This window comes from Sinorhizobium glycinis (genome assembly GCF_001651865.1).
Classification (GTDB): Bacteria; Pseudomonadota; Alphaproteobacteria; order Rhizobiales; family Rhizobiaceae; genus Sinorhizobium; species Sinorhizobium glycinis.
Genome location: NZ_LPUX01000050.1, coordinates 256,645 through 281,290, shown reverse-complemented (window position 1 = coordinate 281,290; position 24,646 = coordinate 256,645). Strand labels below are relative to the sequence as shown.

19 protein-coding genes and 1 pseudogene are annotated in these 24,646 nt (G+C 62.2%); 13 read left to right on the top strand and 7 right to left on the bottom strand.

What is annotated here, in order from left to right:
• The first annotated feature begins 261 nt into the window (after window positions 1-261).
• Entirely contained in the window at window positions 262-2,808 is a 2,547-nt protein-coding gene (locus tag AU381_RS03920; RefSeq protein WP_064240490.1) for a methyl-accepting chemotaxis protein, read from the top strand.
• Window positions 2,809-3,011: 203 nt separating this feature from the next.
• Here AU381_RS03920 and moaA read toward each other — a convergent pair whose 3' ends face one another.
• Window positions 3,012-4,061, bottom strand: a complete 1,050-nt coding sequence (gene moaA, locus AU381_RS03915) for a GTP 3',8-cyclase MoaA (RefSeq protein WP_156528532.1) — start codon at window positions 4,059-4,061, stop codon at window positions 3,012-3,014.
• A 157-nt stretch (window positions 4,062-4,218) separates the two neighbouring features.
• Here moaA and AU381_RS03910 point away from each other — a divergent pair, with 157 nt between their 5' ends.
• Window positions 4,219-4,593 (top strand): gamma-butyrobetaine hydroxylase family protein, encoded by a 375-nt coding sequence (locus tag AU381_RS03910; RefSeq protein WP_064240628.1) that lies wholly within the window; start codon window positions 4,219-4,221, stop codon window positions 4,591-4,593.
• Between the two features lie 20 nt (window positions 4,594-4,613).
• Here AU381_RS03910 and AU381_RS03905 read toward each other — a convergent pair whose 3' ends face one another.
• Window positions 4,614-5,099 carry a MarR family winged helix-turn-helix transcriptional regulator gene (locus AU381_RS03905; RefSeq protein WP_064240489.1) on the bottom strand — a complete coding sequence of 162 codons (486 nt, stop codon included), beginning with the start codon at window positions 5,097-5,099 and terminating at the stop codon, window positions 4,614-4,616.
• 47 nt (window positions 5,100-5,146) lie between these two features.
• Here AU381_RS03905 and AU381_RS03900 point away from each other — a divergent pair, with 47 nt between their 5' ends.
• The gene (locus tag AU381_RS03900; protein ID WP_064240488.1) at window positions 5,147-6,064 is read left to right on the top strand and encodes an alpha/beta fold hydrolase; all 918 of its coding nucleotides are present in this window, start codon (window positions 5,147-5,149) and stop codon (window positions 6,062-6,064) included.
• A 54-nt stretch (window positions 6,065-6,118) separates the two neighbouring features.
• Here AU381_RS03900 and AU381_RS03895 read toward each other — a convergent pair whose 3' ends face one another.
• Entirely contained in the window at window positions 6,119-7,189 is a 1,071-nt protein-coding gene (locus tag AU381_RS03895; protein ID WP_064240487.1) for a GGDEF domain-containing protein, read from the bottom strand.
• 187 nt (window positions 7,190-7,376) lie between these two features.
• Complete coding sequence (fumC, locus tag AU381_RS03890; protein ID WP_064240627.1) at window positions 7,377-8,768, bottom strand: class II fumarate hydratase; 1,392 nt, start codon at window positions 8,766-8,768, stop codon at window positions 7,377-7,379.
• 509 nt (window positions 8,769-9,277) lie between these two features.
• Here fumC and AU381_RS03885 point away from each other — a divergent pair.
• A complete protein-coding gene (locus tag AU381_RS03885; RefSeq protein WP_064240486.1) occupies window positions 9,278-11,170 on the top strand; it encodes a L,D-transpeptidase family protein in 1,893 nt (630 codons plus the stop codon).
• A gap of 89 nt (window positions 11,171-11,259) precedes the next feature.
• Window positions 11,260-11,643, top strand: coding sequence for a GFA family protein (locus tag AU381_RS03880; protein WP_064240485.1), 384 nt, complete (start codon window positions 11,260-11,262; stop codon window positions 11,641-11,643).
• Between the two features lie 18 nt (window positions 11,644-11,661).
• Here the strand turns inward: AU381_RS03880 and AU381_RS03875 are convergent, their stop codons facing one another.
• Window positions 11,662-12,345: an HAD family hydrolase gene (locus AU381_RS03875; RefSeq protein WP_064240484.1), complete on the bottom strand. Its 684-nt coding sequence runs from the start codon at window positions 12,343-12,345 to the stop codon at window positions 11,662-11,664.
• A 216-nt stretch (window positions 12,346-12,561) separates the two neighbouring features.
• Between AU381_RS03875 and rpiA the strand changes: the two genes are divergently transcribed.
• The 5 genes from rpiA to AU381_RS03850 all read left to right on the top strand — a co-directional run bounded on the left by rpiA (window position 12,562) and on the right by AU381_RS03850 (window position 17,604).
• Entirely contained in the window at window positions 12,562-13,257 is a 696-nt protein-coding gene (gene rpiA, locus AU381_RS03870; RefSeq protein ID WP_064240626.1) for a ribose-5-phosphate isomerase RpiA, read from the top strand.
• A gap of 118 nt (window positions 13,258-13,375) precedes the next feature.
• Window positions 13,376-13,921, top strand: coding sequence for a DUF2059 domain-containing protein (locus tag AU381_RS03865; RefSeq protein ID WP_064240483.1), 546 nt, complete (start codon window positions 13,376-13,378; stop codon window positions 13,919-13,921).
• Window positions 13,922-14,089: 168 nt separating this feature from the next.
• The gene (gene gor, locus AU381_RS03860) at window positions 14,090-15,481 is read left to right on the top strand and encodes a glutathione-disulfide reductase (protein WP_064240482.1); all 1,392 of its coding nucleotides are present in this window, start codon (window positions 14,090-14,092) and stop codon (window positions 15,479-15,481) included.
• 130 nt (window positions 15,482-15,611) lie between these two features.
• On the top strand, window positions 15,612-16,985 hold the full coding sequence (locus tag AU381_RS03855; protein ID WP_064240625.1) for a class II 3-deoxy-7-phosphoheptulonate synthase: 1,374 nt from the start codon (window positions 15,612-15,614) through the stop codon (window positions 16,983-16,985).
• Window positions 16,986-17,205: 220 nt separating this feature from the next.
• Window positions 17,206-17,604 carry a GFA family protein gene (locus tag AU381_RS03850; protein ID WP_064240481.1) on the top strand — a complete coding sequence of 133 codons (399 nt, stop codon included), beginning with the start codon at window positions 17,206-17,208 and terminating at the stop codon, window positions 17,602-17,604.
• An 11-nt stretch (window positions 17,605-17,615) separates the two neighbouring features.
• On the opposite strand, the gene AU381_RS03845 is transcribed toward AU381_RS03850, so the two are convergent.
• Window positions 17,616-18,590: a hypothetical protein gene (locus AU381_RS03845; RefSeq protein WP_082909637.1), complete on the bottom strand. Its 975-nt coding sequence runs from the start codon at window positions 18,588-18,590 to the stop codon at window positions 17,616-17,618.
• A gap of 486 nt (window positions 18,591-19,076) precedes the next feature.
• On the bottom strand, window positions 19,077-20,996 hold the full coding sequence (locus AU381_RS03840; protein ID WP_162273402.1) for an LTA synthase family protein: 1,920 nt from the start codon (window positions 20,994-20,996) through the stop codon (window positions 19,077-19,079).
• Between the two features lie 268 nt (window positions 20,997-21,264).
• On the opposite strand from AU381_RS03840, the gene AU381_RS03835 reads away from it, so the two are divergent.
• The 3 genes and pseudogenes from AU381_RS03835 to AU381_RS03825 all read left to right on the top strand — a co-directional run bounded on the left by AU381_RS03835 (window position 21,265) and on the right by AU381_RS03825 (window position 24,638).
• Complete coding sequence (locus AU381_RS03835; protein ID WP_064240478.1) at window positions 21,265-22,947, top strand: NAD+ synthase; 1,683 nt, start codon at window positions 21,265-21,267, stop codon at window positions 22,945-22,947.
• Window positions 22,948-22,949: 2 nt separating this feature from the next.
• Window positions 22,950-23,774 carry a TolB family protein gene (locus tag AU381_RS03830; RefSeq protein WP_064240477.1) on the top strand — a complete coding sequence of 275 codons (825 nt, stop codon included), beginning with the start codon at window positions 22,950-22,952 and terminating at the stop codon, window positions 23,772-23,774.
• 43 nt (window positions 23,775-23,817) lie between these two features.
• Window positions 23,818-24,638: pseudogene (locus tag AU381_RS03825) on the top strand (SDR family oxidoreductase).
• The last annotated feature ends 8 nt before the right edge of the window (window positions 24,639-24,646 follow it).

Sequence of the window (24,646 nt, the reverse complement as noted above, 5' to 3'; positions counted from 1 at the left end):
CTGCCTATCGTCCCGATGATTCCGCAGTCCAATCGCATGACGCGATCGGTGGGCGACGGCTCGGAAACCTGCTGCCGTCGATCCTGAGCTGCCAGCCGGAGCCAGGGAGGTGCTTCCGCCGGCAGTCGTCGATGCTTGTGCTGCCGCCTCGATGCGGCAGCCCGCAGCCTTGCCGTGGCGTTCGAACGCCCGAAGGCGAGCGGCCGTCAAGCATGCCAGCCGCGCGGACATGTCCCTCCATAACAAAAATCGGGGTTCGCAATGTCTGTCATCGATCGTCTTCTGCAGCGCCTGCGCATCGTCACGAAAGTCCTCCTTTTCGTCGTTCCGCTGGTGGCCTTGATCGCCGGGATCGGCCTGGTCGGCTTTTTTACCGCCCGCACCCTCAATGGCCACATGACGGTGACGCGCGAAACCATCAACAACCTGTCGGATTTCCAGGCGTTGCGCAGCGCATTGCAAGGCTTCCTGGACAATCCGGGCGAGGAAAGCCGCAATCTGCTGGCGAAAATGATCGACGAGCAGGAAGAGGGTGTGAAGGCGCTGGAATCTTTGCTGACGCGTGAGGAGGACAGGTCGCAGATCGCCTCCGTCGTCGCCCTCGGCGGTGAGATGCGGAGCCAGGCCGACAAGCTTTGGGCCGTCCAGCTCGAACGGGAGAACGTCACGAAATCGCTGGAAACGGCGCTTGCCGAGATGACCAGGAACGGCAATAGCGCCTATAAGCAGATCGATATCCTCCAGAAGGAATCGGGCGAGAAGGAAGCCTTCGCCAAGGCGCTGCTCTTCGATGCGGCCGCCTATCAGGGCCTTGCCGAGCGGATCAAGAAGTTCCGCCTGCCGGTGACGATGGCCGTCAATCCCGATGCGAAGGTCGAACAGGCAAACAAGCTGCTGCCGCACCTGATGAAGCAGATCGGCGAATCGGAGAGGATTGCCTCCGAGAAGGTCAAGAAGCCGATCGGTGAGATCAAGAACCAGGCCGAGAAGATCCAGGAGATACTGGCCGGAGCGCAGGACAACGAAGCGAAGAAAAATGCTCTCGTGCCGATCCTCAGCAAGTTCTCGAAATATGAGGCCGATTTCGCCAAGGAGGCGGCCAAGAACTCCGATACGGCTGCCAAGCGATTCGTCGGCATGGACGGGGAGATTTCGACGTTGAAGACGCTGATCGCCCTGATGGACGACACGTTCAGGGGACTGGCCAGCACCCGATTGCACATCAGCGAGTTGCACCGCCGGCTCGACGCGGCAAACCGCGAGCCGATCGTAGCCGACATCAAGGCCGTTCGCGAAACGGCCGGCAAATTGTCCGAGCTTGGCGCCAAAAACGCTGCGTTGCGCGACCTGCCGGCGAAACTCGGACCCTCGCTCGACAATATCGACAAAGGCACTGCCGCTCTGATCGATGTCGGCGCCCGCTGGCAGACCGCCAAGGGCGAAGCGTCGAGCCTCGTCGCGGCGGCGAGCGGCACGCTCGAGAACTTCGTCAGCAGCGCCCAGGAAGCGGGCAAGCAGGACAGCCAGCGTTCGGCGACGGTCTCCATCGTCGCAATGGTCGCCGGCACCTTGCTTGCGATCATCGGAGGGCTGATGCTCGTCGAGACGCTGCGCGGCCCGCTGAAGCGGGTCACCGAAACCATGACGCGCCTTGCCAATGGCGACCTTGAAGTGGCCATCGAAGGCCGCAATCGCGGCGACGAAATTGGCGACATGGTGCGTTCCGTCGCCGTCTTCCGGGACAATGCATTGGAAAACGTGCGGCTCGGACGTGAAGCGGAGGCTGCCCGTTCCTTGTCGGCTGAGGAGGAAGCGCGTCGATCCGCGGAGCGCGCCCGCATCGAGGCCGAGCAGATGCAGGCCCTCAATGCGCTGTCGGACGTCCTTGCCCAGCTCGCCGCCGGCAATCTTGAAGAAGGCATGGCGGAGGATCTGCCGGCCGACTACGTCATCATGGCGCAGACCTACAACAATGCCGTCGACGCTCTGCGCGCCACGCTGATGGATGTCCGCCTTGTCACCGAGGAGATCACCGGCGGCACCGGCAATCTCTCCGCATCGGCCGATGACCTGGCACGCCGCACCGAGCAGCAGGCGGCAGCGCTGGAGGAAAGCTCACGCGCGCTGCGGCAGCTCACGGAAATCGTCCGCGCTACCGCCGAAAGCGCCCGCAAGACGACCGTTTCGGTCGACGAGACCAACTCCTACGCACAGCATTCCGGTCAGGTCGTCGCCAAGGCGATCGATGCCATGGCGGAAATCAACCGCTCGTCGGAAAAGATAGGGACGATCATTGGCGTGATCGACGAGATCGCCTTCCAGACCAACTTGCTGGCCTTGAACGCAGGTGTCGAGGCGGCGCGGGCAGGCGAGGCGGGCCGCGGCTTCGCGGTGGTGGCCCAGGAGGTCCGCGAACTGGCGCAGCGCTGCGCCGGCGCAGCGCGGGAGATCAAGGGACTGATCTCGGCAAGCTCCGCCCAGGTGCGCAGCGGTGTCGCGCTGGTTCAGGAGACAGGCGATGCACTCTCGGTCATCAACGATCACATCGCGACCATTCACCAGCTTGTCGCAAATATCGAGAGCGCCGCCGCCGAGCAGTATACCGGTCTCAACGAGGTCAATGCGGCCGTCCACGAGGTCGAGCTGATCACACAGCAGAACGCCGCGATGGTGGAGGAGAACACCGCCGAGATCCACGGCCTGCGCCGTCAGGTGGAGGTTCTCAACGAGAAGATCGAGCGGTTCAAGACGGGCACCGGCAGTGCGGAATATAGCCGGCCGCGTTACGGCTCCGGCTACGCGGCCTGAACCCCGGTCGACGCTTGCCCCTCACCCTAACCCTCTCCCCGTAAAGACGGGGAGAGGGGACTTCAGCGGCGCGGCATATCCCTTTACTCACCTTGCTGGGAGAGGTGGCGAGGCGGCGCGGCATGCCCCTTCGCCCCGCTCGCGGGGAGAAGGTGCCGGCAGGCGGATGAGGGGCAATACTCTCGCGCCGACGTTACCTTATGTCAGCCGCCGGTTACGCTCATGTGACGGGCTACGGCCGGGCGGTTGTGCTCGCGGTCGATGATGAAATCATGGCCCTTCGGCTTGCGGCCTATCGCTTCGTCGATCACCTGAGAGAGATAGGCATCGTCATCGGTGGCGCGCAGCGCGGCGCGAAGATCGGCGGCGTCATTCTGGCCGAGGCACATATAGAGCGTGCCGGTACAGGTGAGGCGGACGCGATTGCAGCTTTCACAGAAATTGTGCGTCATCGGTGTGATGAGGCCGAGGCGGCCGCCGGTTTCCGCCACCTCGACGTAACGGGCAGGGCCGCCGGTACGGTAGGGGATATCCCGCAGCGTGAACTCTGTCTCGAGCCGCTCGCGCATCTCCGAGAGCGGCAGGTAATGATCGGTGCGGTCCTCGTCGACCTCGCCCATCGGCATGGTTTCGATCAGCGTCAGGTCCATGCCGCGGCCATGCGCCCAGCGCATCAGTTCGGGGATTTCCGCGTCGTTGAAGCCCTTCAGCGCTACCGCGTTGATCTTGACTTTCAACCCAGCCGCCTGTGCCGCGTCGATCCCTTCGATGACCTTCGCCAGTTCGCCCCAGCGGGTGATCTCGCGGAACTTGTCCGGATCGCGCGTATCAAGCGAGACGTTGATCCGGCGCACGCCGCAGTCGGCCAATTCGGCGGCGAATTTCGAGAGCTGCGAACCATTCGTCGTCAAGGTGAGCTCGTCGAGCCGACCCGCCTCGATCTCCTTGCCGAGTTCGCGCACGAGGAACATGATGTTCTTGCGCACCAGCGGCTCGCCGCCGGTCAGCCTCAGCTTGCGGACCCCCTTGGCAATGAAGGCGGAACAGAGCCGCTTGAGTTCCTCCAGCGTCAGCAGGTCCTTCTTGGGCAGGAAGGTCATGTGTTCCGCCATGCAATAGGTGCAGCGGAAATCGCAGCGGTCGGTGACCGACACGCGCAGATAGGTGACGCTGCGGCCGAAGGGATCGACCATCGGCGTGGTCATCCTGTCGAGCGGTCGTGCGTTGGTCCGGTCTATGGGGGCCGTGTTCAAGTCTTTTCTCCCTGCGCGCTCAATGTCGTGGCCAAAGGAGGTCGCGTCAAGGCGCATACTGTCGCAAACTGTTTCAAATATCGGGAAAGACGCCTTCGGGCGATTTTCGCCGGATCAATTCTGCTTTACAGCGGAGACGAGAAACGGAGCGATGACGATGAGTGATTTCTGGCCGACCGAACTGCGCGTGTCGAAGGATCGCCACCGGCTGACCGTGAGCTTCGACGACGGCGCCTCCTTCGACGTCTCGGCGGAACTGCTGCGCGTGCTTTCGCCGTCTGCGGAAGTGCAGGGCCACGGACCGGGTCAGCGGGTGACCGTGCCGGGCAAGCGCAATGTCCAGATCATCTCCGTGCAGCCGACAGGCAATTACGCGGTGCGCATCGGTTTTGACGATTTCCACGACACCGGTATCTACACCTGGACCTATCTTCGCGAACTTGGCGAGAAGGGCGGCGAGCTTTTCAGGGCCTATGAGCAGGAGCTCACCGAAAAGGGCATGTCCCGGGACAGGTCCGAAAAGCCGCGCTGATCAATTCAGCGTGGTCGTAATCAAGGAAGCTCGCCCTCCTCTTTGAGAAGCGCGGCGATGATCCGCTCCATCGAGGCTGCGATCTTCATGCAATCCTCGATCGGAGCGCCGCCAAGCGAGTTTTCGATGAGCGCCGTTTGAATCTCCATCGCCTGCTCGGTCAATGTCCGTCCGGCCGGCGTCAGCGAAAGCCGCAACACACGTTTGTCTCTTGCGTCGCCGCGCCGTTCGATGAGTCCGCGCTGCTCGAGCTGCGGCAGCAGCATGCTCATGTTGGAGCGGCCGACAAGCAGCTTGTGGGCGAGTTCCTGCTGCGTAATGCCGTCGAAGCGGTAGAGGTTGATCAGGATATCCAGATGCGGCGGCTTGACGTCGAGGTGAGCCAGCCGGCGCGTCAGCGTCTGCTGCATCAACTGACAGGCGCGGGCTACGGCGATCCAGCTTCGAAAGCGCGGGTGATCCCAGGGAAAGTGGCGATGTTCGGCCGTGACTTGCTTTTTGTTCATCGTTGTACAATTATGTTCATGCTTGAACCTTTAAGGCTCGTTTCAATATGGCATCCTTTGCGACCCAGGTCATCCGTCTCTCGCTCAAGGCCGTGTCGGCGATCTCTCCCGCCGCCGCCGGCGAATTGGCGTTTCGGATATTCTGCCTTACCCCGAACCGCAAGCCGAAGAACGGCAAGGAAAGGACACTTCTAAAGGCCGCGGCCCCGTTGATGAGGCAATCGCGCAAAGTGACGCTCTCTTTCGCGGGCGGTTGGGTTTCAGCCCGGCATTTCCAAGGCCGCGGTGGCGGAGGGGGACCGCGCGTATTGCTCACGCATGGCTGGGGATCGCGCAGTGACTACCTTTCCGCAATGATCGATGGCCTGTTGGCGGCGGGCGCCGAGGTGGTGGCGCTCGACTGGCCGGGGCATGGCGCCTCGCCCGGCCGTTCGCTGACCATGCCGCAGGCGGTGCGGGCGATCGACGCCGCCTGGCGTCACTTCGATGGATTCGATGCCGGCATCGGCCATTCCTTCGGCGGGGCCGGCCTGGCCTGTGCGGCGGGAGGTGTGCTTTGCGACGTGCCTGCGCGCGTGCCGGCCAAGCTGGTGCTCGTTGGCGCGCCGAGCGAGATGGCATGGCTCTTCAAAGGCTTCGGCACGATCATGGGCCTTGCGCCGGCCGCTCAAACAGCTTTCGAAGGCATGGTCGAGCGCTTGTCCGGCCGCCGCGTGGAGGGCTTCGACGCGGCACGCGTACTGGGTGCCCTGAGACGGCCGGTCCTTGTCGTCCACGCGCAGGACGATAAGGAGGTGTCCGCCGATCACGCGCGCCGTTACGGTGCAATCGGGCCGAATGTCGAGTTGCATTGGGCGAATGGTCTCGGCCACCGACGCATCGTTTCCGCGCCCGCGGTCATCGAGAAGATCGTCGCTTTCCTTGGTGAAAGTGAAGAAAGGGCTCGCCTCAGAAAGATCGCCTGATGCCGTCACCGGGACGTGCCGATGGGCACCTCGGCGCCGCGATGTCCCACGCTATCAGCGGCGATAGATCAGCCAGTTCCGTCCGGAATCCTTGCGCATGCCTTCCTCGAAGAGGACCGTTCTGTTACGCCCCGAATTCTTGGCAGAGTAAAGCGCGATATCCGCCTTGTGATAGAGGTCGAGCGGATCGTCCGCCGCCGTTGCCATGCACACGCCGACAGAGAGAGTAATCGGGCCGTAGTTGACGCCGGTCTTGGAGTTCTTGAACGGCGTGTTTGCCAGAACGGCGCGGATGCGGTCGGCGGCCTGCAGGCATTCCTCCTGCGTACTGTCGTTCAGGATGACGGCAAATTCCTCGCCGCCGGTCCGGGCGACGAAGGCATCCCGCCGGAGATTTGCGCGAATGACCGTGCCGACGGTGGAGAGGATCTTGTCCCCGACCGGGTGGCCGAAGCTGTCATTGACTTTCTTGAAGTGGTCGATGTCAACGACGAGCAGGCCGGTGTAGTTGCGCAATTGCTCGTTGTTGTAGACCGCAGCGAGCGTCTCGTCGAAGGCACGGCGATTGCCGAGCCGCGTCAGCGAATCTGTGTTGGCAATGCGCTTGTATTCGTCCAGTTCCTGGCGGATCGCTTCCATCTCGACGGATTTTTGAACGACCGTCTGCACACGCTCTTTACCCTGGTTCATCGTGTCGGCAGTCGCTTCACTCAGAATGTCAATCGCGTGGCGGAGGATGTCGGCGCTCGCCACGCTCTTGCTGGTGATGTTCAGGTAGGCCTCGTCGAGAACCTTGTTGTAGTTCTCGAGCGCGCATTGTTCGTCCCGCAAGAGAGTGACCAGTTCGGCCAGCTTTGCCGCCAGCGTGGTGTGGGCGCGCTCGATCCCGCGAGAATGGTGGATATGGCTGAAATAGCGTGCGCCGATCGCGTCGAGTTCTTCCTGCGTCGCGCGGCTGCCGAGCGTCGCAAGGTCTTTCGACAGCTGCGGATTCGAGCCGAGATAGGCCTCGTAGTAAAGCTCGTAATTGCGCGGTATCGGCGCGACGCCCATCATGCGCATGGCATGGGTGATCTGCGCAGCAATATCGGGCGTCGGCGTTTTATTCGCGGTTGCCGTCTGCATATACCAAGCTCTTTAAATTAAATGTCTCTAATGTCCGCTATTTTTTAGGGACAAAAGCTTTGTGAAGTCTTAACGGTTGCTTGAGCGAACCGATGCAATTCGAAATGATATCGCGAGCCGCGGCGGATTTGCCGGCCGCAGGGAAGGCCGCGGCGCCGGCAGGCGCCTGCGGCCCCCGTGGGGTCTATCAGGCAGGGCTGGTCATCGTTTCCGGCCGCACGATTGCGTCGAACTCCTCATTCGTCACATAGCCGCCGCCGACAGCCTCTTCTCGCAAGGTCGTGCCGTTTTTGTGCGCGGTCTTGGCGATCTTGGCGGCGTTGTCGTAGCCGATCTTCGGCGCCAGCGCAGTGACGAGCATCAGCGAGCGGTCGAGCGCCGCCTTGATGTTGTCTTCGCGCGCCTCGATGCCGACGACGCAATTGTCGGTGAAGGAAACCGCTGCATCGGCAAGTAGCTGGACCGACTGGAGGAAGTTATAGGCCATCAGCGGGTTGTAGACGTTGAGCTCGAAATGGCCCTGGCTGCCGGCAAAGGTGAGGGAGGCGTGATTGCCAAAGACCTGGGCGCAGACCTGCGTCAGCGCTTCGCACTGGGTCGGATTGACCTTGCCGGGCATGATCGAGGAGCCCGGCTCGTTCTCCGGCAGAGCGAGTTCGCCGAGGCCGGAGCGGGGGCCCGAACCAAGGAAGCGGATGTCGTTGGCGATCTTGAAGAGGGCGGCCGCCGTCGCGTTGATCGCGCCATGGCTGAACACCATCGAATCGTGCGCGGCGAGCGCTTCGAACTTGTTCGGAGCGGAGGTGAAGGCGATGCCGGTGATCGCGGCGATTTCCTCCGCCACCTTCTCGGCGAAGCCAACCGGGGCGTTGAGGCCGGTGCCGACGGCGGTGCCGCCCTGGGCGAGCTCACAGAGGCCGGGCAGGGTCATCTCGATGCGCTTGATCGAGGAGGCGACCTGTGCCGCATAACCGGAGAACTCCTGGCCGAGCGTCAGGGGCGTTGCATCCTGCGTATGGGTGCGGCCGATCTTGATAATGTGGTCGAAGGCCTTGACCTTTTCTTCAAGCGCCTTGTGCAGGTGCTTGAGAGCCGGCAGCAGGTCGTGGATCACCCGCTCGGCGCAGGCGATGTGCATGGCCGTCGGGTAGGTGTCGTTCGAAGATTGGCTCATGTTGACGTGGTCGTTCGGATGCACGGGCTTCTTCGATCCCATGACGCCACCGAGCAGTTCGATCGCCCGGTTGGAAATGACCTCGTTGGCATTCATGTTCGATTGCGTGCCGGAGCCGGTCTGCCAGACGACGAGCGGGAAATGGTCGTTCAGCTTGCCGTCGATCACTTCCTGGGCCGCCTTGACGATGGCGTCGCCGATCTTCGGATCAAGCCGGTCGAGCGCGACGTTGGCGCGGGCCGCCGCCTGCTTGACGATGCCGAGTGCCCGGACGATCGCCAGCGGCTGCTTTTCCCAACCGATCCTGAAATTGCCGAGTGAGCGTTGGGCCTGGGCACCCCAGTAGCGGTCGTTCGCCACTTCGATGGGGCCGAATGTATCTGTTTCCGTGCGCGTCGATGTCATCGTGATACCTGCCTTCGTGATGCGCTTCATCAAGCCGAGGCGAAGATGCCGGTGTCAGCCGGTTTTCCTCCCCCGGTGCCGGGCATCTCTCTGCCCCGGCGAAGCAGGCTTGTAAAGGGCTGCAGGTCCCTGCTGCCAGCTACAATCGTTTGAATATTGCTGCGGTGCAGCAATCGGGACGACGAATGGAGGCGTTGCACAATGCAGCCGCTTCGCGTGCATCCCTTGTGGCCTTTCTGTCACAGACGATGCCTTCCTTCGTGACGCCCTGAGTGCCGCTGGGAACGTCGCTGCGCAATCGTTTGGTGCAAAGTAGATGCAAATCAGAGGCTTGCGGAGCTGCGCGCGACACGAAGGGCGAGCGGTTTCGGGGCAGCTGATCAAATCGAACGGCGGTCGTTTCCTTTTCATTCACCATCCTTTTCTATAAGTCTTCGGGCACGAGGGCGTGGCGAGAATCTGGCAGCGGCCGAATTCGGCGGCAACGCGATATGGGGACGTTTGTACTTATGAAAATAATCAGATCGGTAGCGATTGTGGCGCTTATGAGCGGCTGTGCGATTGCAACCATAGATGTGCGGCCTGCCTCAGCCATCACGCTGATGGATTTCATTCGCGGCGGCAGGAAGCGCACGCCCGAGCAGGCCTATCCGGCGCAGCCGGGCTACGACATGATGGCGCCGCAGCGCCTCGAAGACAGAACCGCGGTAAAGCCGCCAAAGGTTTCCAGTCCGCGCTACTATACCTACAAGCCAGAGCAGATGCGCAGGATTGCGACGGATCGGCTGGTCGATCCGGTCGTGACGGGTTCGGTACAGAGCTACGGCTTCCCACCCATGCTGCGGATTCCGCTGGCGGATGCCCGCAAGTTTCTGCCGCAAGTCGAGGTGCGCGCTCCGGCGGAGGTGGCAAAGGCGGTCGAGGCGTTTTATGCCGGACGGACCGATTTCGTCTGGATCGGAGGCGACGGCATCAATGGGCGGGCGCGAGCCGCTCTCGCGGTTCTTGGTGATGCTGCCAAGGTTGGACTCGACCCGAAGGACTATGCCGTCACTGTTCCGGCCGATGACTTCGATCGCGCCGACATGATCGCGCGGGAAAAGGATCTGGTGCGATTCGAGATCGCCATGTCCGCGGCGGTCCTCACCTATGTGCAGGATACGGTTCGGGGCCGCATCGACCCGAACAAGATTTCCGGCTACCACGATTTCAAGCGCAAGAGCGTCGATCTCGTCGCCTTCCTCGACAAGGCCGCCACAAGCCCCGACATTGCAGCCCTGATCGAAGAGCGCAATCCGAAGAACCCGCAGTTCCTGGCGTTGAAGCAGGAACTCGAAAAGCTGCGGGCCGAAACGGACGCCGCTCCGCGTGTCGAGATCGCGCCGGGGACGCTGCTGAAGCCGGGCGACAGCAATCCGGAGCTCGCCAACATCGTTGCCGGGATCAAGCTGAAGGCCTCAGAGGCGCTGAGGGCGGAGCATGCCGTCGTCCTCGCCGGCTACCAGGATACGCCCGAATACACCCCTGAACTGGTCTCCCTCGTCGAAGCCTTTCAGAAGGAGCATGGGCTGAAGGCGGACGGTGTCGTCGGTCAGGCCTCGATCCGCGTGCTGACGGGCGGGGACACGATCGCCAGCAAGATCAGCAAGGTCGAGATCGCGATGGAGCAGGCCCGCTGGCTCCCGAACGACCTCGGCAATCGCTACGTCTTCATCAACCAGCCGGCGTTCATGGCCTACTATACCGACCAGGGCGCGGAGCAGTTCTCGATGCGGGTCGTGGTCGGCTCGAAAGCGAACCAGACCTATTTCTTCCACGACGAGATCCAGACCGTCGAGGTCAATCCCTATTGGGGCGTGCCCCAGTCGATCATCGTCAACGAGATGCTGCCGAAGCTGCGCAGCGATCCGAGCTATCTCGACCGCATGGGTTATCAGGTCGAGGTCGGCGGCCGGGTCGTTCCGTCCTATGCAGTGGACTGGTACGGATCGACGAACTCGGTCGCGGTGCGCCAGCCGCCAAGTAGCGACAACGCGCTTGGCGAGCTCAAGATCCTGTTCCCGAACTCGCATGCGATCTATATGCACGACACGCCGTCGAAGAACTTCTTCAAGCGTGACCAGCGGGCGCTCAGCCACGGATGCGTCCGCCTCGCCGAGCCGCGCCGCATGGCAGCGGCCGTCCTCGGCATCAGCATGGAGGACGTCGGCAAGGAGATCGCCGCTGGGCACAACAGGGCCTTGCCGGTGCCTCAGAAAGTGCCGGTCTATGTTTCCTACTTCACCGCATGGCCGAACAAGGACGGCAAGGTCGAATATTTCAACGACGTCTACGACCGGGACATGTACATGGACCGGGCGTTCGAGGCGACCCGTAAGGCCCGGCAGCCAGCCGAGGGCTGACGGGTGACGGACGTCTCGTTCCAAGGAGATAGGAGGCCCCGCCAGGCGCGGGGCCTTCGCACATCAGCGCCTCGTGGTGGGAGCATGCGATGCTGAGAACCTATTCGGGAAGCTGCCATTGCGGTGCCATCCGCTTCGAGACTGAGCTGGATATCAGCGCCGGCACGGGCAAGTGCAACTGCTCGATCTGCACCAAGATGCGCCTGTGGTCAGCCCGGGTGAAGCCTGAGGCTTTTCGCCTCGTCGCCGGCGAGGGGGAACTGACGGACTTTCAAGGGATCTGCAAGCGTTGCGGCATTCACCCGTTTGAACGGATCGAGGTGCCGAACATGACCGGCAGCCCCTATTACAGCATCAGTATTGCTTGTCTCGACGCAGTCGACATCGATGAACTTATGTCGGCGCCGGTGACCTACTATGACGGTCGCAACGACAATTGGGCGGAAAGGCCCTCAGAGGTACGGCACCTGTGAACGCCACAGGCGGGTGCTCTACTTCTTCTCCCGCCTGAGAACGGTCCTCACAAGCTCCGGGGTCAGTTCGTCGAAATGCTCGATGATCCTGTCCGGCGAGAGGCTCGCGATCGGCACGTCGGAGTAACCAAACGGTACGGCGATCGATGGAACCGAGGCGTTGCGGGCGACCAGGATATCGTTGAGGCTGTCGCCGACCATCACCGCTCTTTCCGCGACGCCGCCGGCATTGGCGACCGTCGAGAGCAGGTGCTCGGCGTGCGGCTTGCGGACGGAGAAAGTGTCGCCGCCGGAAACGGCGGCAAAGCGGTCCATCAGGCCGAGCCCGTCGAGCAGACGCTTCGCGAGCATTTCCGGCTTGTTGGTGCAGACGGCGAGTCGCAGGCCGGCGTCCTGCAGGCGGTCGAGCGCCGCTACAAGCCCGGGATAAGGCAGTGATTCACCCGGCATCGAGCCGTGGTAGAAGTCCACGAACTCCTTCATCTGCCAAGCCAGCTCCTCTTCACTCAGCGCTTTGCCCCGCAGCGCGAAGGTCCGCTCGATCATGGCGCGGGCGCCATGGCCCACTAGATGGGTGAGATCGGCGTACGTAACCGGTTGGATACCTGCTTGCGTCACCGCGTGGTTGAGGCTTGCGACGAGGTCCGGAGCGGTGTCGACGAGGGTACCGTCGAGATCGAAGACGACAAGGGGCGGAGACACGGGAACCTCGTGTTGGGGAAACCTCCTGTTCGCGTATGCGAAGTAGGCGGAGAATGCAACGGGAGTCGGGGACCGGAGCGCTGCCGGAATCCGCTGCGGGTCTCGCATTTTGGCTTTTGTTTGCTGCGATGGCCGTGTAAGTGTCTCAGCGAAATTGGACGGGAGCCGGTGAAATGGCCGCTCGCCGGCCGGATCATGAAGGGGAGCGAGTGGCGCATGGACGCCCGCCAGATGAAGATCAAGGCCGCCCAGGCGGCGCTTGATCATGTCGAAAGTGGAATGCGGCTTGGTATCGGCACCGGGTCGACGGCCGAGGAATTCGTCCGGCTGCTGGCCGAAAAGGTCGCCTCCGGCTTTCAAATCCAGGGTGTGCCGACCTCCGAGCGGACAGCGCGACTTTGCCTCGAACTCGGCGTGCCGCTGAAATCGCTCGACGAGTTGCCGGAACTCGATTTGACCATCGACGGTGCCGACGAGGTCGACGGAAAACTGCGCCTGATCAAAGGCGGCGGCGGAGCGCTGCTGCGTGAAAAGATCGTCGCGAGCGCATCGGAACGGATGATCGTCATTGCCGATGAATCGAAAGTCGTCGACGTTCTCGGTGCCTTCAAGCTGCCGATCGAGGTGAACCCGTTCGGTCAGGTGACGACGCGGCTGGCGATCGAGAAGGTTGCCGCACGTCTCGGCCTGACCGGCGAGATCGCGGTGCGCGCCTCGGGGGACGGGGCCTTCATGACCGATGGCGGCCACCTCATTCTGGATGCATCTTTTGGCCGTATTCCTGATGCAGAGGCGCTTGCGGCCGAGTTGAACGCGATTCCGGGGGTCGTCGAGCACGGGCTCTTCATCGGCATGGCATCGCTGGCGATCATCGCCGGTCCGGAGGGGGCGCGCACGCTCGCGGCAGGCTGAGGGCAGGCCCGTCCGACCTCGCGCCGCGGCGATGGCGCAAGAGAGAATTCCGCACATGAAATGCCTGGCGGCGGCAATTGGCCGGGCGACATGTGCCAACACAGGAGCATTGATAAAAATGAACAAAATCACAGGTTTTGCCCGGGCATTCGCAACCGCGGCCGTTCTCCTTTCGGTTTCGGTGCCTGCGGTCAAGGCACAGGACGTGACGGAAGATCAGATCAAGGCGGCGCGCGCGACAATCGGAGCGCTCGGCGTCACCAACAGCTTCGACAATATTCTGCCCAACCTCGCCGAACGTCTGAAGAACTCGCTCATTCAAGCTTCGCCGAACCATCAGGAACTGATCTCTGCGACCGTCGACGAGAAGGCGCTTGGCCTGGCGGCACGCCGCTCGGATCTGGAACGCGAGGCGGCGACGATCTACGCCAAGACCTTCTCGGTCGAGGAACTCAACGCGATCACCGCCTTCTATAGCTCGGCGGCCGGCAAGAAGCTCCTGAACGACGGTCCGATTGCCTCGCGCGAATTGCTGAAGGCAGCCGACATCTGGGCAGCCGGTGTATCGCGCGATCTCGCCAACGAGGCCACCAAGTCGCTCGACGAGAAGATCGGCAGCGCCCCCGCCGCTGACGCAGGGACGCAGGCACCCGCGCAGCAGTAAGACCAGTAAGCGGTTCACCGTTCATCCACGAGCCCGGAGCGATCCGGGCTTTTCTTTTTTTGCATCGCAATACTATATCAGGGCGAAAAGGCGACCCGCTCGTCCTTGCATCAAATCCCGGAGTGCCGACCGGCGGCCTTCCTATTCAGTTTCTTCCAGGAGTTCTCCATGAGCGCTTTCGACTATGACCTCTTCGTGATCGGCGGCGGCTCTGGCGGCGTGAGAAGCGGGCGGCTGGCGGCAGCACTCGGCAAGAAGGTGGCGATCGCCGAGGAGTTTCGCTACGGCGGCACCTGCGTGATCCGCGGCTGCGTGCCGAAGAAGCTGTACGTCTACGCCTCGCAATATGCGGAGCATTTCGAAGATGCGGCGGGCTTCGGCTGGAGCGTCGGCGAAAGCCGCTTCGACTGGAAGAAGCTCGTCGCGGCCAAGGAGCAGGAGATCACCCGGCTCGAGGGCCTTTATCGCAAGGGGCTTTCAAATGCCGGTGCGGAGATCCTGAACACGCGGGCCGAACTCACCGGACCCAACGAGGTGCGGCTGCTCGGGAGCGGCAAAACGGTGACCGCGGAACGTATCCTGATCGCGGTTGGCGGCCATCCCAGTCCGCATGATGCGCTGCCGGGACATGAACTCTGCATCACCTCCAATGAAGCCTTCGACCTTCCGGAGCTTCCGAAATCGATCCTGATCGCCGGCGGCGGATATATCGCCGTCGAGTTCGCCAATATCTTCCACGGCCTTGGCGTCGAAACGACACTGATCTATCGCGGCAAGGAGATCCTCTCTCGTTTCGACCAGGACCTGAGGCGTGGCCTGCATGCGGCGATGGAGGAGAAGGGCGTCCGAATCCTCTGCGAGGATATCATCCAGTCGGTATCGCCGGGCGCCGACGGTCAGCGGATTGCAACGACCATGAAGCATGGCGAAATCGCCGTCGACCAGGTGATGCTCGCGCTCGGCCGCGTGCCGAATACCCAGGGCCTGGGGCTGGAACATGCCGGCGTCAAGACCAACGAGCGCGGCGCCATCATCGTCGACGCCTTCTCGCGCACGAGCGCGCCGGGGATCTACGCGCTCGGCGACGTCACGGACCGCGTGCAACTGACGCCCGTGGCCATCCACGAGGCGATGTGCTTCATCGAGACGGAGTACAAGAACAATCCGACTTCGCCGGATCATGATCTGATCGCAACGGCCGTCTTCTCGCAGCCGGAGATCGGTACGGTTGGAATGAGTGAGGAGGAGGCCGCGCGGAAATATGACGAGCTCGAAGTCTACCGTGCCGAATTCCGGCCGATGAAGGCGACCCTTTCGGGACGCAAGGAAAAGATGATCATGAAGCTGCTCGTCAATGCCGCGGATCGCACCGTCGTGGGCGCGCATATCCTCGGCCATGACGCCGGCGAAATGGCGCAATTGCTGGGGATTTCACTGAAGGCAGGATGCACCAAGGATGACTTCGACCGCACCATGGCGGTTCATCCGACCGCGGCGGAGGAGTTGGTGACCATGTATCAGCCGAGCTACCGTGTAAGGAAGGGCGAACGGGTCGCGTGAACCGTGGTTCCGTTTGGCCCGAAGGCAGCCCATGTTTTCTGGCAGAATGGCTTTCCAAGCCCCTTGTTAACGTTTATAAGCCCGCATCCGCGACGCGGTCCCCAGCCGCGTCAGACAACAGGTGATGGAAATGGCACAGACTTGGACTCCGAACAGCTGGCGGCAAAAACCTATTCAGCAGGTGCCGGACTATCCGGACCTCGTAGCGCTCGAGGCCGTTGAAGGCCGTCTCGCGAAGTTTCCGCCGCTCGTCTTTGCCGGTGAGGCTCGGCGTCTGAAGAGTGCGCTCGCGAACGTGGCCGAGGGCCGTGGCTTCCTGTTGCAGGGCGGTGACTGCGCCGAGAGCTTCGCCGAGCATGGCGCCGACACGATCCGCGACTTCTTCCGCGCTTTCCTGCAGATGGCGGTGGTGCTGACCTTCGGGGCCCAGCAGCCGGTCGTCAAGGTCGGCCGTATCGCCGGCCAGTTTGCAAAGCCGCGCTCCTCGGGCGTCGAGAAGCAGGGCGACATCACGCTGCCCAGCTACCGCGGCGACATCATCAACGGCATCGAATTCACGGAGCAGGCGCGCGTCCCCAATCCGGAGCGGCAGATCATGGCCTATCGCCAATCCGCCGCAACGCTCAACCTGTTGCGCGCCTTCGCGATGGGCGGCTACGCCAATCTCGAAAACGTGCATCAATGGATGCTGGGCTTCGTCAAGGACAGTCCGCAGGCCGAGCGCTACCGCAAGCTCGCCGACCGGATTTCCGAGACCATGGATTTCATGAAGGCGATCGGCATCACCTCGGAGAACCATCCAAGCCTGCGCGAGACCGATTTCTTCACCAGTCACGAGGCGCTATTGCTCGGCTACGAGCAGGCGCTGACGCGCGTCGATTCGACCTCGGGCGATTGGTACGCCACCTCCGGTCATATGATATGGATCGGCGACCGCACCCGCCAGCCGGACCATGCGCATATCGAATATTGCCGCGGCATCAAGAATCCGCTCGGGCTGAAATGCGGTCCGTCGCTGACAGCCGACGGCCTCCTGGAACTGATCGACCTGTTGAATCCCGCCAACGAAGCGGGCCGCCTGACGCTGATCTGCCGCTTTGGCCACGACAAGGTTGCAGAGCACCTGCCGCGTCTGATCCGCGCCGTCGAGCGTGAGGGCAAGAAGGTCGTCTGGTCGTGCGATCCGATGCATGGCAACACGATCACGCTCAACAACTACAAGACCCGGCCCTTCGAACGGATCCTCTCGGAAGTCGAAAGCTTCTTCCAGATCCACCGCGCCGAGGGCAGCCATCCGGGCGGCATTCACATCGAGATGACCGGCAACGACGTGACCGAATGCACCGGAGGCGCTCGCGCGCTTTCCGGTGACGACCTCGCCGACCGTTACCACACCCATTGCGATCCGCGCCTCAACGCCGATCAGGCGCTGGAGCTCGCCTTCCTGCTCGCCGAGCGGATGAAGGGTGGCCGCGACGAGAAGAAGATGGTGGTCAACGGTTGAGTGATCCCCACGGCGCCGTGCGTCTTTTTCAGGCGCACAAAGGTCGCTGTAGCACTTTGAAATGCTGCGTGTTTTATCCTTATATCGGCTCCGATGGAAACATGCGGTAGCCGCGCCGATGGCTCAATTTTTCTGAACGATCGGCGCGTCTTCTGAATTTGACAGGGCCGGGTCAGCTTTGTGAAGTTGACCCGGCTTTTTTTCTGCAGTGGAGAGGGAAATGACGGATATCCACGAAGGCGGCTGCCTTTGCGGCGCGGTGCGGTTCAAGACGCGGGGAGAACTGAGGGAGCTGATTTTCTGCCATTGTTCCCAATGCCGAAAGCAGACGGGACTCTATTACGCGGCCACGAATGTGCTCGACAGCCATATGGATGTTGAAGGCGTCGACGAGATTACCTGGTATCGTTCCAGCAGTGCAGCTCGGCGCGGATTCTGCCGGCATTGCGGTTCGGCGCTGTTCTGGAAGGCGGACGATCTCGACTATACCTCGATCCTGGCGGGAACCTTTGACGGGCCGACCGGGCTCAAGCCCGGCTATCACATCTTTTGCGCCGACAAGGGTGACTTTTACGACATCCGTGACGACCTCCCGCGCTTCGCGGAGGCGTCTCAGTAACGCGCTTTGCGTCAGGGAGGCGGGGCTGCGGATTGGTCGAAGGCTTCGGCCAGGGCCTCGAACTTGACGGCTTCCCACGAGGCGTATTCCTCGACAAGCCGGCTGCTCAGCCAGTAACGGCCACGCGCCCCGCCATCTCCCTTGCCGATAAAGCCGGCGGCTTCGGCACGCGCGATCAGGCGGCGAATATGCGTGTTCGAAATCAGGTAGCGCTCCGCAAGTCTTGCAGGGTTGACCTCAATCCAGACCTTGCCGTTGGTAGCGACAAGATTTGTGGGACGCGCCATCAGGTCGTCGAGGATAACCCCGCCGGACTCCGACCAGACGAAAATCGCAACTCCTTCCGGGGGCTGCGTCCATCTTGCGTCCGAAAGCAGCCGTATTGCGGCACGGGGCTGGGCACGCTCGAATATGGTGGGATCGGTCTCGACGCATCTCACCCGCGATCCGCCATCCAGCAAATCGAGTGTACTCATCTGCGTCTTGAACCAGAGCCGCATGGCGTTCTCGCTGATCTCCGTCGGTTCGAGTGGACGCGTCCTTTTTGTGCGGCCGCCGTTTGCGGGGCGGAGCAGCTTGTAGGCAAGGAGTTCCGCAAGGAACGCGGTTGTCGTGTTCCGGCTGGCAGCACCCGTTTCGCGCATGACTTTCAGCAATCGCGCTGCAGTGATGCCTGAATCGGCATTGTCTCGTTCGCGCTCCAGATGCAGAGCGTAGGCGGCCTGCGTGAGCATCCATTTCTGGTGGGCTGCGACCAGGCGCGCGATGCGCGGAAAAAGATCGTTTATGGAAATCAGCGTGCGCGCGCCAGCTTGCAGGACCTCAAGAAATTGAGGATTTTGCAAGAGGGCATCCACCGTGAAGGGGGGTGGAGTCTTCCGTTCGGCTTTTTCCGTTCCAGCAAGCCGCTGCATCTGCTGCGCGTGCTCCCGATCTCTCCGAGCACCGAACGCCTCGACCAACCCGTGCTCCGATGCAACCAACATACAATCCCACCTCGGCCTAAATGCGCAAGCCCGCGGTTCGGGTTCACGCAAATGTTAGAAAGCAAGCGATCACAATCCGACATGCGTAGTTGGGGCCAGCACCGATGCTGGCATCCGTGCGAGTGGTGGCGCGCCTGCCGGAGCCGCACGCAGATCGCGGTAACCGTGCCTGTTACCGAGCAGCCGCCTGGAAAGCAGGCAAACTGCGTTCTGCGTACTCACTCCGCTGTGCTTTCGCGCAACCTTGCAGCTATAAGATGCATATCAAATGTTAAGATTTTTTGCGCCTGTCAAGCTTTTGGATAACTTGATACTTTAGGGATAGTTTACTCGCCTGCTGATTGTTCTTGCTTGGCCGGTTCGGCAGCTCGCGGAAACGTGCGACCGCGATGAAATGAGGTCGATGGGTGACATCGTCCTTCGAGGGTCGGGAAGCTGCGAAGCCAATCGCTGGCCGGAACGCAATCTCGTTCCGGCTAAAGCCGGTTAAAGGCCGGCATTGAAGAGTTCGGCGTGGGACTGGAAGAAGCGCTCGGTGCTGTAGCGCTTGCCGAACATCATGTCGTGCTGCAGGAAGCGATAGTCGCGCAGGGACGGCGGTATCTTCGGCTGGCGCAGCCAATCCGCGACCTCCTTGCCGTTCTTGCGGATCAGCATATAGCGGTCGAGAATTCGGAAGTGGTCGTGAACCTTGCCGAGGAACCCGGTGTAGTACGGATGCTCGTAGCCCGCCTGCTTCAGGATCTGGTAGGAGAGAAAGGCCGGGCTGATGCTGCCGATATCCTTGCGCGCACCGGTCTTGTTCGACCAGACGACGAGCGGCGTTTCGTGCTGCGCCTTCATCTGGTCCTTCGGCCCTTTGCGCTCCGCCGTCACGTCTTTCATGTAACCCGTGCTGGTATAGACGGTGTTGAGCGGCGGCAGGTGGTCGCCGAAGAGCACGATGATCGTCTCGCGGTCCCGGTTCTTCGCCCAGTGCATCAGCATTTTCAGACTGTCGTCGGCTTCCTTGATGCCCTGCGCGTAGGTGGCGAGAACCTGGCGATCGCTTTCCGGCAGATTGCCCTCGACCTTAATGGTGTTCTTCGCGTAGCGATTAGGCTCGTAGGGACCATGGCCCTGCAATGTCACGGCAAAGAAGAAGAATGGATCGTCCAGCGCATCCGCCTGGCGTATGATCTCCTTCGTCAGCGACTCATCAGAGGCGAAAATTCCGCGCTTCTGCATAGCCGGCATGTTCTCCTCCGAGCGGAACGTATCGAAGCCGAAGGCCTTGTAGACGGCGGTGCGGTTCCAGAACCATCCCTGAAAGGGATGGATGGCACGCGAGACATAGCCTTCGCCGCGGAAGAAGGTGGCGAGCGACGGAATCGGATTGCGGATATATTGCTGGTAGGGGATGCTGCCATAGGGCAGGAATGCGTTCGAAAAGCCGGTCAGCGCCTCGAACTCGACATTCGCCGTCATGCCGCCGAACTCCGGCGAGAAGACGTTGCCGCCCTGCAATTCGCGAATGGTCGGCATCGGGTCGGGCGTCAGCTTAACCTTTGGGAGGCGCGTCGGATCCCAGAAGGACTCGCTCATCAGCACGATGACGTCCGGCTTGCCGCGATGCGTCGTACCGGCGGGAAGCGGCTTTACGGGAATGCGATCGATCGCATCCGCCATGTAGCCGGCCGGGGCGCTCACATTGGCCATCGGCAGGTTGATCGCGAAGGCGAGCACAAACCCGTTGTGCCGATAGTTCTCGGTCTGGTCCCACATGATCGGGATGACCCGCAGCCGGTCGCGGACCCACGAGAACTGGTTGTAATCCATGATGTTCCAGAAGGCGACGAGCAGCGGCAGGGCGAAGGCAATCCGCGCGAGACGCTCCCGGCGCGTCAGCTTCGGGAAGTTCCGCCAGGCGTAGCGCAACAGCAGACCGATGACGACGACGGTCGCCAGAATGCCGAGGACGACGCCGACGGCGGTCCAGGGCCTGTCCTTCACGAGAACCGGCATCAGTTCCATGATCTGCCGGCCGAAGAGAAAATCGGTCGGGTAAAGCGGGTCGGACAGGAAAACCTGTTTCTGCTGGCAGATGAAGGCCGGCACGAGGGCGAGGGGCGCAATGAGGAGCGCGCCCTTGTGTTCCCGTCCGAAGAGCGCGTCAAGCGCCAGCATGAAGAGGAAGAATGCAGCGACCGTTGTCCAGGCCGGCCGCATCGGATCAATGAAATAGGCGATCGTGTCGGAGACCGACTGGCGCACGATGAGCTCGACCGCAAAGACGATCGCCGCCGCTATCGAAAGCGAGAACAGCGCGCTGCGGGTGCCCGCCAGCGTCTTGGCGTGCCTGACGGAAAAGCCTGGCCTTTCGACATAGACCTGAGAACCTCTCGCGGCGGAATCGATACTGGCCAACAGCCTCTCCAATTTCATAAATCTTTCGTTCAACTGTCATACGACTGTCATCTTGAACAGGGGATGAATGGCGAAGCGGCTATGATGATCCCCAGGTTCCGGCCGCGTCGAAGGGCCGCGGGACAGTTTCGTTAAAGACCGGGAACTGCAGGTTTTTTCGGATTTTTCCGGCGTCACTGCGATTGGGAGTGGGTTTTTTTCCGCCGGATGCGGTAAGAACAAGGCACACGCTGGATGCATTCGCCGAGGAAACACCGACAGGCCTGCCATGACCCCACAGAAAGCCGTACCTTCAAAGCTGCGGATCGCCGTAGCCCAGCTCAATCCGACGGTCGGCGATATCGCCGGCAATCTGAGGAAAGCGCGCGAAACGCGTGCCGAGGCGGCGCGCCACGGCGCCGACCTCGTGCTGTTCACCGAGCTCTTCATTTCCGGCTATCCGCCCGAGGACCTGGTGCTGAAGCCGGCCTTCCTGAGGGCCTGCCTGCGCGCCGTCGAGAACCTCGCGGCGGAAACCGCGGACGGAGGGCCGGGGGTCGTCATCGGCTTTCCCCGTCAGGCCTCCTCGCAGCGGCACAATTCGGTGGCCGTCCTGGACGCGGGCAGGATCGTCGCCGTCCGCGACAAGGTGGATCTGCCGAACTACGGCGAGTTCGACGAAAAGCGCGTCTTTGACGCGGGCGACATGCCGGGTCCGGTGAATTTTCGCGGCATCCGCATCGGCATCCCGATCTGCGAAGACATTTGGGGCGAGCTTGGCGTCTGCGAGACGCTCAAGGAAAGCGGTGCCGAGATCCTGCTCTCTCCGAACGGTTCGCCCTATTACCGCGGCAAGGTCGATGTGCGCCACCAGGTCGTGCTGAAGCAGGTGATCGAGACCGGCTTGCCGATGATCTATGCCAACCAGCTCGGCGGCCAGGACGAACTGGTCTTCGACGGCGCGAGCTTCGGCTTCAACGCCGACCGCTCGCTCGCCTTCCAGATGAACCAGTTCGAGGAGGCGCTGTCGATCTCCGAGTGGACGCGGGGCGAAGATGGCTGGGTCTCCATCGACGGGCTCCAGCCGCGCCTGCCGGAGAGCGAGGAGGCGGACTACCGGGCCTGCATGCTGGGGCTCAGGGACTACGTCAACAAGAACGGCTTCAAGAATGTTGTCCTTGGCCTTTCGGGCGGCATCGACTCTGCAATCTGCACGGCGCTCGCGGTAGACGCGCTCGGCGCGGAGCGTGTCCGCACGATCATGCTGCCCTATCGCTATACGTCGCAGGAATCGCTGAAGGACGCCGAAGCCTGCGCCAAGGCGCTCGGTTGCCACTATGACGTGGTTGCGATCGAGGAGCCGGTCGAAGGTTTTCTCAGCGCGCTCGCCGATACTTTCGAGGGAACCGAACCCGGGATCACCGAAGAGAACCTGCAGAGCCGCACGCGCGGAACGATCCTCATGGCGATCTCCAACAAGTTCGGTTCCATGGTGGTGACCACTGGCAACAAATCGGAGATGTCGGTGGGTTATGCGACGCTCTACGGCGACATGAACGGCGGGTTCAACCCGATCAAAGACCTCTACAAGATGCAGGTCTACGCCCTGTCGCGCTGGCGCAATGGCGCCGTGCCGCCGGGCGCGCTCGGCCCCGCCGGCGAAGTCATTCCGCAGAACATCATCGACAAGGCACCCTCGGCCGAGCTCCGGCCCAACCAGACCGACCAGGACTCCCTGCCGCCGTATCCGGTGCTCGACGACATCCTCGAGTGCCTGGTGGAGAGGGAATTGAGCACGGAGGAAATCGTTGCGCGCGGTCATGACGAGGCGACCGTCCATCGGATCGAACACCTGCTCTATATTGCCGAGTACAAGCGCAGGCAGTCGGCGCCCGGCGTGAAGATCACCAAGAAGAATTTCGGTCGCGACCGGCGGTACCCGATTACCAACCGTTTCCGCGACAGGGGCTAGCGGTGCGAAGCTCGGTCGAGATCTTCGATATCGCGAGCGGCGAGACGCGCGTCGTCTGGCAAACGGAGCGGCTCGTCGAGGCGCCGAACTGGTCGCCCGACGGCAAATTCCTCATCATCAATGGCGACGGCCGGCTCCATCGGCTTGGCTTCGACGGCTCCGAGCCAACCGAGATCGACACGGGCTTCGCCCGTCAATGCAACAATGATCACGGCATCTCGCCGGACGGGAAAACGCTGGCGATCAGTGACAAGACGGAATACGGCAAGTCGGCGATCTATCTCCTGCCGGCCGAGGGCGGCACGCCGCGGCTCGTCACGCGCAACCTGCCGTCCTATTGGCACGGTTGGTCCCCCGACGGGCGGAACCTGGCCTATTGCGGTATCCGCGACCAGGTCTTCGATATCTATACGATTTCGGTCGATGGCGGAGAGGAGCGGCGGCTGACGCAGGGCGAGGGCCGCAACGATGGTCCGGACTGGTCGCCGGACGGCGCGTGGATCTATTTCAATTCGAGCCGCACCGGTCGCATGCAGATCTGGCGGATCCGGCCGGACGGCAGCGATGTCCAGCGCATCACCGACAGCCCCTATGGCGACTGGTTCCCGCATCCCTCGCCGGACGGCAAGCACCTGCTCGTGCTCTCCTACGACGGCGATGTCTTCGATCATCCCCGCGATCTCGATGTTCGGCTCCGGCTGATGGATCCGGCGGGCGGCAATGCGCGCGTCCTGTTCGAGCTCTTCGGCGGGCAGGGGACGGTCAACGTTCCGAACTGGTCGCCTTCGGGCGATGCCTTCGCCCTCGTGCGGTATCAGCCAGCGTGAGGCAACGGGGGCCGACATTCATTCTCACACAAGCGAGGACTTCATGGGAAAAGATCATGCGCGGCTGGATGGCAAAGTCGCCATTGTGACTGGCGGCACGCAGGGGCTCGGCGCCACCATCGCGGGACTTTTTGCCGAACGCGGCGCCAAGGGCATCGTCATCTGCGGCCGTAATGCGGCCAAGGGCGAGGCAAAGGCAGCCGAGATCGCCGAAGCAACCGGCGCGAAGGTCGTCTATGTACCAGCGGATCTGGGGCGGGTGGAGACGCCCGCGCAGTGGTCGCGGCTTGCGACCGCGGGTTCGGCCGTGTCGATGCGCTCGTCAACGCTGCCGCAATCACCGACCGCGGCACAATCCTCGACACGACGCCGGAACTCTTCGATCGCATGTTTGCGATAAACGTGCGCGCTCCCTTCTTCCTGATGCAGGAGGCGGTGAAGGTGATGCGGCGTGAGATGACCGAGGGCACGATCGTCAATATCGGTTCGATGTCGGCCATGGCCGGCCAACCCTTCATCGCCGCCTATTGCGCGTCCAAGGGCGCCCTCGAGACGCTGACCAAGAACACGGCCTATGCGCTGCTGCGCAACCGCATCCGCGTCAACGGCCTCAATATCGGCTGGATGGCGTCGGAAGGCGAAGACCGGATCCAACGGGAATTTCACGGTGCCCCTGAAGACTGGCTGGAGAAGGCGGCGGCAAGCCAGCCTTTCGGACGGCTCGTCGATCCCGCCGAGGTCGCGCGGGCGTGCGCCTATCTCTCCTCCGACGAGTCCGGTCTGATGACCGGCTCGGTGATCTGCTTCGACCAGTCGATCTGGGGAGCCTATGACTCATCACCGCATCCGACAGGACCGCTTTGACGCGCTAC

What these genes read in the sequence shown, in the direction of transcription:
- AU381_RS03920 (WP_064240490.1), top strand. Translation starts at nt 262, where the DNA reads ATGTCTGTCATCGATCGTCTTCTGCAGCGCCTGCGCATCGTCACGAAA.
- AU381_RS03910 (WP_064240628.1), top strand. Translation starts at nt 4,219, where the DNA reads ATGAGTGATTTCTGGCCGACCGAACTGCGCGTGTCGAAGGATCGCCAC.
- AU381_RS03905 (WP_064240489.1), bottom strand. Translation starts at nt 5,099, where the DNA reads ATGAACAAAAAGCAAGTCACGGCCGAACATCGCCACTTTCCCTGGGAT.
- AU381_RS03900 (WP_064240488.1), top strand. Translation starts at nt 5,147, where the DNA reads ATGGCATCCTTTGCGACCCAGGTCATCCGTCTCTCGCTCAAGGCCGTG.
- AU381_RS03895 (WP_064240487.1), bottom strand. Translation starts at nt 7,189, where the DNA reads ATGCAGACGGCAACCGCGAATAAAACGCCGACGCCCGATATTGCTGCG.
- fumC (WP_064240627.1), bottom strand. Translation starts at nt 8,768, where the DNA reads ATGACATCGACGCGCACGGAAACAGATACATTCGGCCCCATCGAAGTG.
- AU381_RS03885 (WP_064240486.1), top strand. Translation starts at nt 9,278, where the DNA reads ATGAAAATAATCAGATCGGTAGCGATTGTGGCGCTTATGAGCGGCTGT.
- AU381_RS03880 (WP_064240485.1), top strand. Translation starts at nt 11,260, where the DNA reads ATGCTGAGAACCTATTCGGGAAGCTGCCATTGCGGTGCCATCCGCTTC.
- rpiA (WP_064240626.1), top strand. Translation starts at nt 12,562, where the DNA reads ATGGACGCCCGCCAGATGAAGATCAAGGCCGCCCAGGCGGCGCTTGAT.
- AU381_RS03865 (WP_064240483.1), top strand. Translation starts at nt 13,376, where the DNA reads ATGAACAAAATCACAGGTTTTGCCCGGGCATTCGCAACCGCGGCCGTT.
- gor (WP_064240482.1), top strand. Translation starts at nt 14,090, where the DNA reads ATGAGCGCTTTCGACTATGACCTCTTCGTGATCGGCGGCGGCTCTGGC.
- AU381_RS03855 (WP_064240625.1), top strand. Translation starts at nt 15,612, where the DNA reads ATGGCACAGACTTGGACTCCGAACAGCTGGCGGCAAAAACCTATTCAG.
- AU381_RS03850 (WP_064240481.1), top strand. Translation starts at nt 17,206, where the DNA reads ATGACGGATATCCACGAAGGCGGCTGCCTTTGCGGCGCGGTGCGGTTC.
- AU381_RS03845 (WP_082909637.1), bottom strand. Translation starts at nt 18,590, where the DNA reads ATGTTGGTTGCATCGGAGCACGGGTTGGTCGAGGCGTTCGGTGCTCGG.
- AU381_RS03835 (WP_064240478.1), top strand. Translation starts at nt 21,265, where the DNA reads ATGACCCCACAGAAAGCCGTACCTTCAAAGCTGCGGATCGCCGTAGCC.